We start from the raw sequence: 13,776 nt of genomic DNA, 5'->3' as shown, positions 1-13,776 counted from the left end.
TCCTTTTTGCGGTGCACCAACGCCGCGCGATGAAAAGGAGAACCCGACCATGACCATGATTACACCCCGCGCCGCCGAGCCGATCGTCGCGCACGATCGCGCGTCGCTGCCAGCCGGTCGTGCGCCTGCTCTGGTCCGTGAACTCACGGCGGTCGACCGCGACCGCCTGTTGACGCATTTCCTCGCGCTGGACGAAGACGACCGCCTGCTGCGCTTCGGGCAAGTCGTGCCCGACCACGTCATCGAAAACTACGTCCGCGCGATCGACTTCACGCGCGACACCGTGTTCGGCGTATTCGACGATCAATTGCAGCTCACGGGTGTCGGTCACCTGGCTTATTTGCCGGCGGAAGGCGACAAGCGCACAGCGGAGTTCGGCGTTTCGGTACTGGAAAGCGTGCGCGGCCAGGGTATCGGTTCCAGGCTGTTCGAGCGCGCGGCCATTCGCAGCCGCAACACGCACGTCACCACGCTTTACATGCACTGCCTGTCGCGCAACTCGACCATGATGCACATCGCGAAGAAAGCCGGCATGAAGATCGAATACGCGTACGGCGAAGCGGACGCTTATCTCACGCTGCCGCCCGCGGATCAAACCAGCATCATCACGGAAATGCTCCAGGAACAGGCCGCGGTGTTCGACTATGCGCTCAAACGCCAGGCGCGCCGTACGTCGCGGTTGCTCGAGTCTTTCATGCCGGCGGCCGCGGCGGCATAACAAGTGAGGCATCGGGGCACGCAAGCACCCGCGCAGCAACAAAGGGCAGCCGCATGGCTGCCCTTTGTCGTTTGCCGCGTGGACCTTTGAGCGCCGTGAACCGCGCGTCTTCGCAGCACCTTTACAAAATAGGCAGCGCCGTCGTCTCCTTGATCGTGTCCAGCGAGAAGCTCGTTTTGACGTCGATCACCGAAGGATGATGCAGCAGCTGGTCCTGCACGAAGCGCGAGAAGTGCGCCATGTCCTCGACTTGGACCCGCAGCAGATAGTCCATGTCGCCCGTCATCGCGTGGCAAGCCACTACTTCAGGCCAGGTCTGGACGGCCGCGCGGAACAGGTCGGCGTGAGTCGCCTCGCCGCGCGGGCTGAGCGCCGAACCGCCGCGCTTTTCGAGCCGGACATTGACATACGCAAGCAGATCGAGCCCAAGGCGCTGCGCGTCCAGCAGCGCGACGTAGCCGCGAATCACTCCGCTCTCCTCAAGCCGCCGGATGCGCCGCAAACACGGACTCGGCGAGAGGTTGATCCGCTCGGCGATCTCCTGATTCGACAACCGGCCATTCTCCTGAAGGATCGCCAGAATCCGCCGGTCGATTGCGTCTATCTCGATATGAGCCACTTTCTGCCGCCGTTAGAGGAACTTGAGCCAGAAAATAGCGCAACGCTACGCCTTGGCGATTAAGTTCGCAAGTTTACGGCGCGATCCGGCCTCTACACTGGCGTCATTCGGTCGCGCTCTATCGCATTTCGCGCGCGCGATTCCGGCGCAAAGCGCCCTCGACATGGAGACAGACAATGCAGGTTCCAACCTGGGACAATCCCGTCGGCACCGACGGCTTCGAATTCATCGAATACACGGCACCCGATCCGAAAGCGCTCGGCAAGCTGTTCGAGCAGATGGGATTCACCGCTGTCGCGCGTCATCGTCATAAGGACGTGACGCTTTACCGGCAGGGCGACATCAACTTCATCGTCAATGCCGAGCCGGATTCGTTCGCGCAGCGCTTCGCGCGCCTGCATGGCCCGTCGATCTGCGCGATTGCGTTCCGGGTTCAGGACGCGGCGAAGGCCTACCAGCAGGCCGTAGAAAAAGGCGCGTGGGGCTTCGACAACAAGACGGGCCCGATGGAACTGAACATTCCGGCCATCAAGGGCATCGGCGATTCGCTGATCTATTTCGTCGACCGCTGGCGCGGCAAGAACGGCGCCGCGCCCGGCAGCGTCGGCAACATCGACATTTACGACGTGGACTTCGAACCGATTCCCGGCGCGAATCCGAATCCCGTCGGTCATGGCCTCACTTATATCGACCACCTCACGCACAACGTGCACCGCGGTCGCATGCAGGAATGGGCGGAATTCTACGAGCGCCTTTTCAACTTCCGCGAAGTGCGTTACTTCGACATCGAGGGGAAAGTGACGGGCGTGAAGTCGAAAGCGATGACGTCGCCGTGCGGCAAAATCCGCATTCCGATCAACGAGGAAGGTTCGGAAACCGCCGGCCAGATCCAGGAATATCTGGACGCGTATCACGGCGAAGGCATCCAGCACATCGCACTCGGCAGCAACGACATTTACCGTACCGTCGACGGTCTGCGTGCGTCGAACATCTCGCTGCTCGACACCATCGACACGTACTATGAACTGGTCGACCGCCGCGTGCCGAATCATGGCGAGCCGCTCGAGGAACTGCGCAAGCGCAAGATTCTGATCGACGGCGCGCCGGACGATCTGCTGCTGCAAATTTTCACGGAGAACCAGATCGGCCCGATCTTCTTCGAGATCATCCAGCGCAAGGGCAATCAGGGTTTCGGCGAGGGCAACTTCAAGGCGCTCTTCGAATCGATCGAGCTGGATCAGATCCGCCGGGGCGTCGTGCAGGACAAGGCGTGAAACAGCAAGGCGTCCGCCCGCATTGGCGGATGATCAAAAGCACGCATAGGCGTTGATAAAGCGACAAGGGCGAGGATCTCACGATCCTCGCCCTTGTCGCGTGTGCCGCTGCCTGGGTCCAGGCCGGGCAGCGGCGAGTCAACCATCGACACGCTGCATCAGCGGCGCGTCATGAATTCTGGTCTTCCTTGCGAGACGCGCTCTCGCGCGCGATGCGATTGATGGCAACGCGCGCCGGCGCAACCAGCGCCGTGCGGCTGATCGCGCTAGACGGCGCCCCCGTGCTCGCGTTCGAACGCACCGGCGCGCTCATGGCGAAAAAAGCGGCCGACACCATCAGGAAGGTCTGGATGTTTCTCGTGTTCATGCGTACTCCTTTTCTAACTGCCCTGTTGTCCTGAAGCGCCGCAACATGCGGCACGTTGCACAGACATTGCTCACAGGTGCGGTGTTAGACAGACATCTCAACCGCGGTTCCGCGAAATTGTAGGTTTTACAGCTTGTTACACCGACAGGCGCGCGCGACGGGCGAACCTTGCAAAAGAGCGCGACCGCTGAAAAGACTCACCTGACGACCGTGGCTCCGGAAGCTCCCGCCTGATGCGGCGGGTTTTCACCAGTGCTACCATCACTTAAAACACGTCAATATGGCGACCCCGGCCATACGCATTCACAAGATGCCGCGGCCCAAAAGTTCTGGCGATCCCAAACTGGGTGGAGGAGTACACATAATGAATGCCCCGCTAGACGCTGGTCAGCGAGCCTCGCTCGAAGCCGCGCTATCTTCCGTCACGCTCGACGACAAATACACCCTCGAACGCGGCCGCGCATACATGAGCGGCATCCAGGCGCTAGTGCGTCTGCCGATGCTGCAGCAGGAACGCGACCGCGCCGCCGGCCTGAACACCGCCGGCTTCATCTCCGGCTACCGCGGGTCTCCGCTCGGCGGACTCGACCAATCCCTGTGGAAGGCGAAACAGCATCTCGCCGCGCATCAGGTCGTGTTCCAGCCCGGCGTCAACGAAGACCTCGCGGCCACCGCCGTCTGGGGCTCGCAACAGGTCAATCTGTACCCGAGCGCCAAATACGACGGCGTGTTCTCGATGTGGTACGGCAAAGGCCCGGGCGTCGACCGTTCCGGCGACGTCTTCAAGCACGGCAATTCGGCGGGATCCTCGCGGCACGGCGGTGTGCTCGTGCTGGCCGGCGACGATCACGCGGCCAAGTCCTCGACCCTCGCGCATCAGTCGGAACACATCTTCAAGGCATGCGGCCTGCCGGTGCTGTTTCCGTCGAACGTGCAGGAATACCTCGATTTCGGCTTGCACGGCTGGGCCATGAGCCGCTATTCCGGGCTGTGGGTCGCCATGAAGTGCGTGACCGACGTGGTCGAGTCGTCGGCTTCGGTGGACATCGACCCGCATCGCACGAAGATTCTGCTGCCGGAAGATTTCGCCATGCCCGAGGGCGGGCTGAACATCCGCTGGCCCGATCCGCCGCTCGTGCAGGAAGCGCGTCTGCTCGACTACAAATGGTACGCGGCACTCGCGTACGTGCGCGCGAACAAGCTCGATCGCGTGGAAATCGACTCGCCGCACGCGCGCTTCGGCATCATGACGGGCGGCAAGGCCTATCTCGACGTGCGTCAGGCGCTGACCGACCTCGGTCTCGACGACGAAACCTGCGCGCGCATCGGCATTCGGCTGTACAAGGTCGGCTGTGTGTGGCCGCTCGAGGCGCAGGGTGCGCAAGCCTTTGCCCGCGGCCTCGACGAAATTCTCGTGGTCGAGGAAAAGCGTCAGATTCTCGAATACGCGATCAAGGAAGAGCTGTACAACTGGCCGGACACGCAGCGTCCGCGCGTCTTCGGCAAATTCGACGAGAAAGACGGCGCGGGCGGCGAATGGTCGGTGCCGATGGGCAACTGGCTGCTGCCGGCGCATTACGAACTCTCGCCAGCGATCATCGCGAAGGCAATCGCCGCGCGGCTCGCGAAATTCGATCTGCCGTCGGATGTGCGCGCCGGCATTGCCGCGCGCATCGCCGTGATCGAAGCCAAGGAAAAGGCGCTCGCGCGCCCGCGCGTCGAAGTCGAGCGCAAACCGTGGTTCTGCTCGGGCTGCCCGCACAACACGTCGACGAATGTGCCCGAGGGCTCGCGCGCCATGGCGGGTATCGGCTGCCATTACATGACGGTGTGGATGGACCGCAGCACCAGTACCTTCAGCCAGATGGGCGGCGAAGGCGTCGCATGGATCGGCCAGGCGCCGTTCACGAACGACAAGCACGTGTTCGCCAATCTCGGCGACGGCACCTACTTCCACTCGGGCTTGCTGGCGATTCGCGCGGCGATCGCGTCGAAGGCGAACATCACCTACAAGCTGCTCTACAACGACGCGGTGGCGATGACGGGCGGCCAGCCGGTCGACGGCGTGCTGACCGTGCCGCAAATCACGCATCAGCTCGCCGCAGAGGGCGCGTCGAAAATCGTCATCGTCACCGACGAGCCGGAAAAGTATTCAGGCAACGTCGGCCTCGCGCCGGGCATCGACATCCATCATCGCGACCAGCTCGACGAAGTGCAACGTCAGCTGCGCGAGGTTCCTGGCACGACGATCCTGATCTACGACCAGACCTGCGCGACCGAAAAGCGCCGCCGCAGGAAACGTGGCGCCTACCCGGACCCGGCCCGCCGCGTCGTGATCAACGAAGCGGTGTGCGAAGGCTGCGGCGACTGCTCGGTGAAGTCGAACTGCCTGTCGGTCGAACCGCTCGACACCGAATACGGCACCAAGCGGCAGATCAACCAGTCCACGTGCAACAAGGACTTTTCCTGCGTGAACGGCTTCTGCCCGAGTTTCGTGTCCGTTGAAGGCGGCCAGTTGCGCAAGCCGAAAACGGCCTCGGGCATTGTCGGCGACGCCATGCCGCCCGTGCCGGAGCCCGCGCTGCCCGCCATCGACCGTCCTTACGGCGTGCTGGTCACCGGCGTGGGCGGCACGGGCGTCGTGACGATCGGCGCGCTGCTCGGCATGGCCGCGCACCTGGAGAACAAGGGCGTCACCGTGCTCGACGTCACCGGCCTCGCGCAGAAAGGCGGCGCCGTGATGAGCCACGTGCAGATCGCGAACAAGCCCGACGACATCCACGCCACGCGCATTGCCATGGGCGAAGCGAGCCTCGTGATCGGCTGCGACGCCATCGTGACGGCGAGCGACGAATGCGTGTCGCGCATGCAAGCCGGCCAGACGCGCGTCGTGCTCAACAGCGCGCATACGCCGACAGCCGAGCTCATCAAGAACCCGAACTGGCGTTTCCCCGGCAGCAGTACCGAGGCAGACGTGCGCGCGGGCGCGGGCGACGAATGCGTCGACACCGTCGACGCAAACCATTTCGCGGTCGCACTGCTCGGCGACGCCATCTACACGAACCCGTTCGTGCTCGGCTATGCATGGCAACGCGGCTGGGTGCCGCTCACGTATCAGTCGCTGATGCGCGCCATCGAGTTGAACAACGTGCAAGTCGAAAAGAACCGCGCGGCCTTCGAATGGGGCCGTCGCGCGGCACACGATCCGGCAGCCGTGCGCAAGTTCGCGCAATCGCAAGGCAAGGGTGCCGGGGCTGAAGCGGCTGATGCGGCGAGCGGCAAGATCATCTCGCTGCATACGCCGAAGGCGCTCGACACGCTGATCGACAAACGCGCGTCCTACCTCGCGGCATGGCAGAACAACGCTTACGCAGAGCGGTATCGCGCGCTGGTCTCACAAGTGCGGGCAGCGGAATCGGCACTCGATTCAGCCGACACCCAGTTGCCGCTGACAGAAGCAGTCGCCCGGAATCTGCACAAGCTGATGGCCTACAAGGACGAGTACGAAGTCGCGCGCCTTTACAGCGATCCCGCGTTTATCGAGAAGCTGAAAGCGAGTTTCGAGGGCGACTGGAAACTGCACATCCACCTCGCGCCGCCCCTGTTCTCGAAGAAAGACGCGCAGGGTCATCTGATCAAGAAGAAGTACGGCCCGTGGGTGTTCAGCGCCATGCATGTGCTCGCGAAGCTGAAGTTCCTGCGCGGCACGGCGCTCGACATCTTCGGCAAGACGGAAGAGCGGCGCACCGAGCGCGCGCTGATCGGCGAGTATGAAGCGCTGGTTCGGGAACTGATCGGCGGGCTCAGCGCGCAGAACCGCGATCTGGCCGTCGAACTCGCGAATCTGCCGGACGGCATCCGCGGCTTTGGGCACATCAAGGAAAACAACCTGAAGGGCGTGCGCGTGAAGTGGAACGATCTGCTCGCGCGCTGGCGCTCGCCGCAGACCGGAACGACGCAGCACGCGGCTTGACGCGCTCCAGGACGTACGCCGCGCTCCGCACCTGGCGCACAGCGTGCGGGTCGCGGATAAAAAAACCGCCACGGAAGTGAATTCCGTGGCGGTTTTTTTTGCAGGCCGACTGCGGAACTGACCGCCGCCGGCCACCGGCCATGACGGCCGGTACGCCCGCGTGAGGCGCTGCGCCGATTACCGGTTGTTCACCGACTTGCGCGCGTTCGCCGAAGCGACCGCGGTCATGTTGATGATCCGGCGCACGGTCGCGGCCGGCGTCAGCACGTGGACCGGCTTTTCTGCGCCGAGCAGGAACGGGCCCACGGTCACGCCTTCGCCGCCGACCATTTTCAGCAGGTTGTAGGCGATGTTCGCCGCTTCCACGTTCGGCATGATCAGCAGGTTGGCTTCGCCCGACAGCGTCGTGCCCGGGAAAGCGGCCTTGCGAACCACTTCCGACAGCGCCGCGTCGCCGTGCATTTCACCGTCGATTTCGAGCGACGGCGCGCGTTCGGCAATCAGCTTGCGAGCCGCCGCCATGCGTTGCGACGACGAAGACGGCGCGCTGCCGAAGTTCGAGTTCGACAGCAGCGCGACCTTCGGCGTGATGCCGAATTTCTCGATTTCGCGCGCGGCGAGCATCGTCATGTCGGCGAGCTGCTCGGCGGTCGGCACTTCGTTCACGTACGTGTCGCAGATGAACAGGTTGCGGCCCGGCAGCATCAGCAGGTTCATGGCGGCGAAGTTCTGCACGTTGTCCGCCTTGCCCAGCACCTGCTCGATGAACTTCAGATGCGTGTGGTACTGGCCGATCATGCCGCAGATCATGCCGTCGGCTTCGCCGAGGCGCACCAGAATTGCGCCGATCAGCGTGTTGAACTTGCGCATGGCCGCCTTGGCGACGTCCGGCGTGACGCCTTCGCGCGCGCCCAGTTCGTGATACGCCTGCCAGCATTGCTGATAACGCGGATCGTCTTCCGGATCGACAATCTCGACATCTTCACCGCACTTGAGCTTCGAGCCCATCTTCTTCAGACGCATTTCGATCACCGACGGACGGCCGACCAGAATCGGCTTGGCGATCTTTTCCAGCAGCACGAATTGCGCGGCACGCAGCACGCGCTCGTCCTCGCCTTCCGCAAAGACGATGCGCGCCGGCTCCGACTTCGCGGCCGCGAACACCGGACGCATCACCATGCCCGTGCGGTAAACGGTCGTGCCGAGCTCCTCGCGATACGCGTCCATGTCCTTGATCGGACGGGTCGCGACGCCCGAATCCATGGCCGCTTGCGCAACGGCCGGCGCGATCTTGATGATGAGGCGTGGATCGAACGGCTTCGGAATCAGATATTCCGGACCGAATTCGAGCGAATGTCCTTCATACGCCTTCGCGACTTCATCGCCCTGATCGGTTTCTTCCGCCAGCTCGGCGATCGCGCGCACGCACGCGAGCTTCATTTCTTCCGTGATAGTGGTCGCGCCGACATCCAGCGCGCCGCGGAAAATGAACGGGAAGCACAGCACGTTGTTGACCTGGTTCGGATAGTCCGAACGGCCGGTCGCGATGATGCAGTCCGGGCGCACCTTCTTCGCTTCTTCCGGGCGGATTTCCGGCTCCGGATTGGCCAGCGCGAGAATGAGCGGCTGGGTGCCCATTTCGGCGACCATTTCCGGCTTCAGCACACCCGCGCTCGAGCAGCCGAGGAACACGTCGGCGCCGCGGATCGCGTCAGCCAGCGTGCGTGCCTCGGTATTGGCCGCATAGCGTTCCTTCGACGGATCCAGGTTGCCGCGGCCTTCGTAAATCACGCCCTTCGAGTCGACGACGAGAATGTTCTCTTTCGACAAACCGAGATTGACCAGCAGGTCCAGACACGCAATAGCCGCCGCGCCCGCGCCCGAGCAGACCAGCTTCACGCTGCCGAGCTGCTTGCCGACCACCTTCAGGCCATTCAGGATCGCCGCCGACGCGATGATCGCCGTGCCGTGCTGATCGTCGTGGAAGACCGGAATCTTCATACGCTCGCGCAGCTTCTTCTCAATGTAGAAGCATTCCGGCGCCTTGATGTCTTCCAGGTTGATGCCGCCGAGCGTGGGCTCGAGCATCGCGATAGCCTCGACGAGCTTGTCGGGATCGGACTCGGACAGCTCGATATCGAACACGTCGATGCCGGCAAACTTCTTGAAGAGACAGCCCTTGCCTTCCATCACCGGCTTGGCCGCGAGCGGGCCGATGTTGCCGAGGCCGAGCACCGCGGTGCCGTTCGTGATCACGCCGACGAGGTTGCCGCGCGACGTGTACTTCTGCGCGTCGAGCGGCTCGTCGTAGATCGCCATGCAGGCGGCTGCCACGCCCGGCGAATACGCGAGCGACAGGTCGAGCTGGTTGGACAGCGGCTTGGTCGGCGTGACGGAAATCTTGCCGGGCTTCGGATTCTGGTGATAGGCGAGAGCGCTTTGCTTCAGTTGTTCGTCCATTTTTTGCCTGCGAGACGTAAGAAATTTGGGCCGGCACACCGCACGCCCGGCGGCGCTTCGTTCTATCGAATGGATCATCGACCGAGGCGCTTTTCGCGTGCGCCGGTTAGGCGCGGCGTCGGTCCTCGGCGGAGGGCGGGACGGTGCGGAGTGCTACGCGGGTCGGTTAGTGTACACCCCGCGCGTGTCCATGGACCGACTGGTTAATGCGCCTCGCCATCGGCGAAACAGCCGCCAGCCATGCTGCGGCGCCGCATTTTCATGCGCCGGCCGGCAGCGCTCAGTGCAGTTCGGCGCCGCGCCGCTCGGGAATCAGCAGGAGGGTGGCGAGCACGTCCAGCACGTAGATCGAAGCGAGAAAGATGAGCGCCACCGCAAACGAATAACGCGCGGCGAGCGCGCCGACCACCACCGGCCCGAAGCCGCCGACCGCCCGGCCCACATTGAAGAGGACGTTTTGCGCGGTGGCGCGCGCGTCGGTGGGATAAAGCTCGGAAATCAGCGCGCCGTAGCCGCCGATCATGCCGTTGACGAACACGCCCATCGCCGCGCCGCCGACGAGCAGCGCCGCCGGCGTCGTCAGATGCGCGTAGACGAAGACCATTGCCACGGCGCCGAGCTGATAAAACAGAAAGGCCGGCTTGCGGCCGAAACGGTCCGCCGCCACGCCGAAGAGCCAGATGCCGCAGGCCATGCCGAGGACGGTCGCGGCTGTCCAGACGCCGGAGCGGGTCAGCGAATAGCCGAAGGTCTTCGACAGATAGCTCGGCAGCCAGATCATCAGCCCGTAATAGCCGAAGTTCTGCACCGAGCAGAGAATCGCCACGCCTAAACTTGCGCGCGCAGTCCGCGCGTCGGCGATCAGCAGTTTCAGCGGCAGCTTGCGCATGCCGCGTGCGGCGCGCTCGGTGAATAGCGCCGGTTCCTCCACGCGCCGTCGCACGAAGAAGGACGCCACGGCAGGCAGCAAGCCCAGCGCGAACATGCCGCGCCAGCCGACGAGCGGCAACAGCAGCGGCGTCAGCAGCGCGGCCGCCAGCACGCCGAGCTGCCACCCAAGGCCGACATACGACGAGACCCGCGCCCGCTGCGCGGCCGGCCACGCCTCGGCCACGAGCGTCATACCGATGCCGAACTCGCCTCCGAGCCCAATCCCCGCGATGGTCCGGTAAACCAGCAGGTCGGCGTAGCCTTGCGCGAGCGCGCAAAGTCCCGTGAACACGGCGAACACGAGAATGGTCCACGTCAGCATGCGCACGCGTCCGTAATAGTCGCTGAGCACGCCGAAAATCAAACCGCCGGCCACCGCGCCGATCAAGGTCCATGTGACGAGCGAGCCGGCCTGCGCGGAACTGAGATGCAGATCCGCCGCGATGACGGGCAGCATGAAGCCGAGAATCAGCAGGTCGAAGCCGTCCATCGCATAGCCGAGCACGGACGCGACGAGCGCCCGGGCGGCATAGCCGTTTCGGGCGGAAGCGGGCGTGTCGGCAGCGGAAGAAGCGGGCGTCATGGGAAGCAGTCCGTGATTCGATCGACGACGGCAACGGCCGGCGCCGGAGAAATTCGCGTGAGTGTAAAGGCGGCCCAGACGGCTCACAAGCTAGCCAAAAAGCCAATCCCGACGCGCGACTGCAACGTGCCGCGCGTCACCGTGGCTCGGGCGAAGCTTCCCGGGAAGCCTGGCGGGCCACTGCGCGCCACGACTCACGCGGCGGCGTCAAGGCGGCCGCGACTCGCCGCCCACCCGCACGACAGCCTCCTCGCAAGGACCCGTTTCGGGTAAAATGTCGGCCTACGCGCGCAGCAAAACCGGCCAGCTTCCACTGGCCGGCTGCACATTCCGCCCAGCACGGCGCGGCATGTCCCGCTTGCTGCGCCACCGGGCCCAGCGCCCGCTTCTCCCCGCTCAACCCCAAGGATCCGCCCATGACAGGCTTCGATCGCCAGACGATCTCCGACACCACCGCCAAGATGCTGCTCGAAGTACAAGCAGTGCACTTCAACGCGGAGAAACCGTACATTTTCACGTCCGGCTGGGCGAGCCCGGTTTATATCGATTGCCGCAAGCTGATTTCCTACCCGCGCGTGCGCCGTGGCCTCATGGAAATGGCGGAAACCACCATTCTGCGCGACGTCGGCTATGAGCAGATCGACGCCGTGGCCGGCGGCGAAACCGCGGGCATTCCGTTCGCCGCCTGGTTGTCGGACCGCCTGATGGTGCCCATGCAATACGTGCGCAAGAAGCCGAAGGGCTTTGGCCGCAACGCGCAGATCGAGGGTCTTCTGACCGAAGGGCAGCGCGTGCTGCTGGTGGAAGACCTGACCACGGACAGCCGCAGCAAGATCAACTTCATCAATGCGCTGCGCACCGCCGGCGCCACGGTGAATCACTGCTTCGTGCTGTTCCACTACAACATCTTCAAGGAAAGCGTGTCGGTGCTGAAAGACATCGACGTCGATCTGCACGCGCTCGCCACCTGGTGGGACGTGCTGCGCGTCGCCAAGGAAAACAAGTACTTCGACAGCAAGACGCTCGACGAAGTCGAGAAATTCCTGCACGCGCCGGCTGAATGGTCGGCGGCGCACGGCGGCGCCACCACCACGCCGCAGTAATCTCGGCTCTTACGCCTCGGCCAAACAGAAAGGCCGCCTGTCTCGCGACAGGCGGCCTTTTTGCTGCAACATGCCGAGCGGCTAGCGGCTCGTCCGGCGATTTATCCGTCAGCGCACCGTGGCGAGCAGCTACGCCACATCGCCCGTACCTTCCGCCGAATTCGACGACAGGTTCAGCAAGCCGTTGCTTTGCGCGTACTGAAACAACTCCGAATCGCGGTCGATGCCGAGCTTGCGCATCGCCGTGTTTTTCTGCGTGCTGATCGTCTTGATGCTGCGGTTCAGTTGCTCCGAAATTTCCTTGATGGTCATGCCCGACACGAACAGGCGCACGACTTCCAGTTCGCGCCTCGACAGCATGACTTCATCGCTCTTGCCGCCGGCGTTCATGCGCAGCGCGTCGAGCGACGCCTTCACCGACGGGCTCAGATATTCGAGATGCCGGCTCACGTGCTGCACCGCGAGCCCGATATGGCTCAGGTCGTCGGACTTGTTGACGACCGACGTCACGCCGAGCTCCCGCAACCGTTGCAGCAAGGCGGCGTTTTCCAGCATCGTTAGCACGACGATGGGAAGGTTAGGAAAATTGCGGCGCAGATAGCCGATCAACGGCAGGCCGTCGCCGAATTGGCCGCCCGGCATGGCGAGGTCGGTGACGAGCACGTCGCACGCGGTGGTTTGCAGCACCTTGATCAATTCCGTGGACTGTCTTGCTCGTGCAACCACCTGGATGCCGGGAAACTTGAGCAAGGCCTGTTCGGCGCCGAATAGGATGACTGGATGATCGTCGGCGATGACGACCTTGACTACGTCTTGCATTGCCCGCACCTCGACAAGAAAATCCCTCTCCAAAACTTCAGACATGCGTTGTTATTCTTAATGTTTAGTTCGACCTAATAGGACGCGGGCGACATCGCGTAAATTGTTCCGACTATAGCTGATTTTAGGCTCGCAATCCGCTTGCGCGCACAACAATGATGCACCGTAGAGCTAATGTTAGACTTGATTCGACGTCGAGGCACAAAATAGGGACAATAAACACCGCGAGGCAACCGCCTTGCACCCTCGCAGCGACCTGATGCTGCATGGGATCTGAGCCGGCGCCCGCGCGCCCACTCCGATCGACACAGGAGAGCCGGCACATGCGCTCGCGTTGCCTGGTTGTTTCGCACGCTTCACCGTCTAGCAGTACGCCGTTTTTTGTCTGCGCCACGCTCGGCCTGGCGCTCTGGCTCGGGCATGGCCCAGCGGCCTTGGCCGAGGCCACGTTTTCGATCACGAGCGCGAGTTTTCGCGCGGGTGGCGCAGTCAATTCCCCACAGGTTTTCGATCAGGACGACTGCAAAGGCGGCAACCGCTCGCCGCAACTGACATGGCGGGACCCGCCGGCCGGAACCCGCAGCTTCGCGATCACCATGTTCGATCCCGATGCGCCCGGCCGCGGCTGGTGGCACTGGGCGGTCGCGGGCATTCCCGCGACGGTCGAGAGCCTGCCCGAAAACGCGAGCGCGTCCGGCTTCCTGAAAAAGCTCGGCGCCGTGGAAGCCCGCAACGATTTTGATGTCGACGGTTACGGCGGCCCCTGCCCGCCGCCCGGCAAACCGCACCGCTACGTGATCACCGTGTATGCGCTGAATACTGCCGACCTCCGTCTGGCGCAAGGCCGCCCGGCGCTGATGTTCGATCACGAGATCGGCACGGCGGCGATCGGCAGCGCGAAGATGGTGGTGAACTACGGCCGGTAGGCCG

Annotated in this window: 10 protein-coding genes; 5 read left to right on the top strand and 5 right to left on the bottom strand. The window is 63.6% G+C overall.

Translation table 11 applies throughout. The features are described 5' to 3' along the window. Nucleotides 1–49 precede the first annotated feature (49 nt). The gene (locus ACEN8U_RS15010) at nt 50–718 is read left to right on the top strand and encodes a GNAT family N-acetyltransferase (RefSeq protein WP_015003938.1); all 669 of its coding nucleotides are present in this window, start codon (nt 50–52) and stop codon (nt 716–718) included. A gap of 121 nt (nt 719–839) precedes the next feature. Here the strand turns inward: ACEN8U_RS15010 and ACEN8U_RS15005 are convergent, their stop codons facing one another. After that, nucleotides 840–1,337 (bottom strand): Lrp/AsnC family transcriptional regulator, encoded by a 498-nt coding sequence (locus tag ACEN8U_RS15005; protein WP_015003939.1) that lies wholly within the window; start codon nt 1,335–1,337, stop codon nt 840–842. A 176-nt stretch (nt 1,338–1,513) separates the two neighbouring features. Between ACEN8U_RS15005 and hppD the strand changes: the two genes are divergently transcribed. After that, nucleotides 1,514–2,611 (top strand): 4-hydroxyphenylpyruvate dioxygenase, encoded by a 1,098-nt coding sequence (gene hppD / locus ACEN8U_RS15000; RefSeq protein ID WP_013589851.1) that lies wholly within the window; start codon nt 1,514–1,516, stop codon nt 2,609–2,611. Nucleotides 2,612–2,780: 169 nt separating this feature from the next. On the opposite strand, the gene ACEN8U_RS14995 is transcribed toward hppD, so the two are convergent. Then, complete coding sequence (locus ACEN8U_RS14995; RefSeq protein WP_041745844.1) at nt 2,781–2,978, bottom strand: hypothetical protein; 198 nt, start codon at nt 2,976–2,978, stop codon at nt 2,781–2,783. 364 nt (nt 2,979–3,342) lie between these two features. Between ACEN8U_RS14995 and ACEN8U_RS14990 the strand changes: the two genes are divergently transcribed. Beyond that, nucleotides 3,343–6,951, top strand: a complete 3,609-nt coding sequence (locus tag ACEN8U_RS14990) for an indolepyruvate ferredoxin oxidoreductase family protein (protein WP_310104147.1) — start codon at nt 3,343–3,345, stop codon at nt 6,949–6,951. Between the two features lie 177 nt (nt 6,952–7,128). Here ACEN8U_RS14990 and ACEN8U_RS14985 read toward each other — a convergent pair whose 3' ends face one another. Then, the gene (locus ACEN8U_RS14985; RefSeq protein ID WP_310104149.1) at nt 7,129–9,411 is read right to left on the bottom strand and encodes an NADP-dependent malic enzyme; all 2,283 of its coding nucleotides are present in this window, start codon (nt 9,409–9,411) and stop codon (nt 7,129–7,131) included. 280 nt (nt 9,412–9,691) lie between these two features. Continuing rightward, the gene (locus ACEN8U_RS14980; protein WP_310104152.1) at nt 9,692–10,924 is read right to left on the bottom strand and encodes an MFS transporter; all 1,233 of its coding nucleotides are present in this window, start codon (nt 10,922–10,924) and stop codon (nt 9,692–9,694) included. 416 nt (nt 10,925–11,340) lie between these two features. Here ACEN8U_RS14980 and ACEN8U_RS14975 point away from each other — a divergent pair, with 416 nt between their 5' ends. After that, nucleotides 11,341–12,027 carry an orotate phosphoribosyltransferase gene (locus tag ACEN8U_RS14975; RefSeq protein WP_013589856.1) on the top strand — a complete coding sequence of 229 codons (687 nt, stop codon included), beginning with the start codon at nt 11,341–11,343 and terminating at the stop codon, nt 12,025–12,027. Between the two features lie 129 nt (nt 12,028–12,156). On the opposite strand, the gene ACEN8U_RS14970 is transcribed toward ACEN8U_RS14975, so the two are convergent. Continuing rightward, complete coding sequence (locus ACEN8U_RS14970) at nt 12,157–12,846, bottom strand: response regulator (protein ID WP_015003944.1); 690 nt, start codon at nt 12,844–12,846, stop codon at nt 12,157–12,159. A 323-nt stretch (nt 12,847–13,169) separates the two neighbouring features. Between ACEN8U_RS14970 and ACEN8U_RS14965 the strand changes: the two genes are divergently transcribed. Then, complete coding sequence (locus tag ACEN8U_RS14965; RefSeq protein WP_310104157.1) at nt 13,170–13,772, top strand: YbhB/YbcL family Raf kinase inhibitor-like protein; 603 nt, start codon at nt 13,170–13,172, stop codon at nt 13,770–13,772. The last annotated feature ends 4 nt before the right edge of the window (nt 13,773–13,776 follow it).

Source organism: Paraburkholderia phenoliruptrix (assembly GCF_047325075.1).
Classification (GTDB): domain Bacteria; phylum Pseudomonadota; class Gammaproteobacteria; order Burkholderiales; family Burkholderiaceae; genus Paraburkholderia; species Paraburkholderia phenoliruptrix.
Note: the sequence above shows the minus strand (reverse complement) of the source record. Positions and strands in the feature narration are given on the sequence as shown.

Coding starts and splice junctions, on each gene's coding strand:
- ACEN8U_RS15010 (WP_015003938.1), top strand. CDS start 50: ATGACCATGATTACACCCCGCGCCGCCGAGCCGATCGTCGCGCACGAT.
- hppD (WP_013589851.1), top strand. CDS start 1,514: ATGCAGGTTCCAACCTGGGACAATCCCGTCGGCACCGACGGCTTCGAA.
- ACEN8U_RS14995 (WP_041745844.1), bottom strand. CDS start 2,978: ATGAACACGAGAAACATCCAGACCTTCCTGATGGTGTCGGCCGCTTTT.
- ACEN8U_RS14990 (WP_310104147.1), top strand. CDS start 3,343: ATGAATGCCCCGCTAGACGCTGGTCAGCGAGCCTCGCTCGAAGCCGCG.
- ACEN8U_RS14985 (WP_310104149.1), bottom strand. CDS start 9,411: ATGGACGAACAACTGAAGCAAAGCGCTCTCGCCTATCACCAGAATCCG.
- ACEN8U_RS14980 (WP_310104152.1), bottom strand. CDS start 10,924: ATGACGCCCGCTTCTTCCGCTGCCGACACGCCCGCTTCCGCCCGAAAC.
- ACEN8U_RS14975 (WP_013589856.1), top strand. CDS start 11,341: ATGACAGGCTTCGATCGCCAGACGATCTCCGACACCACCGCCAAGATG.
- ACEN8U_RS14970 (WP_015003944.1), bottom strand. CDS start 12,846: ATGCAAGACGTAGTCAAGGTCGTCATCGCCGACGATCATCCAGTCATC.
- ACEN8U_RS14965 (WP_310104157.1), top strand. CDS start 13,170: ATGCGCTCGCGTTGCCTGGTTGTTTCGCACGCTTCACCGTCTAGCAGT.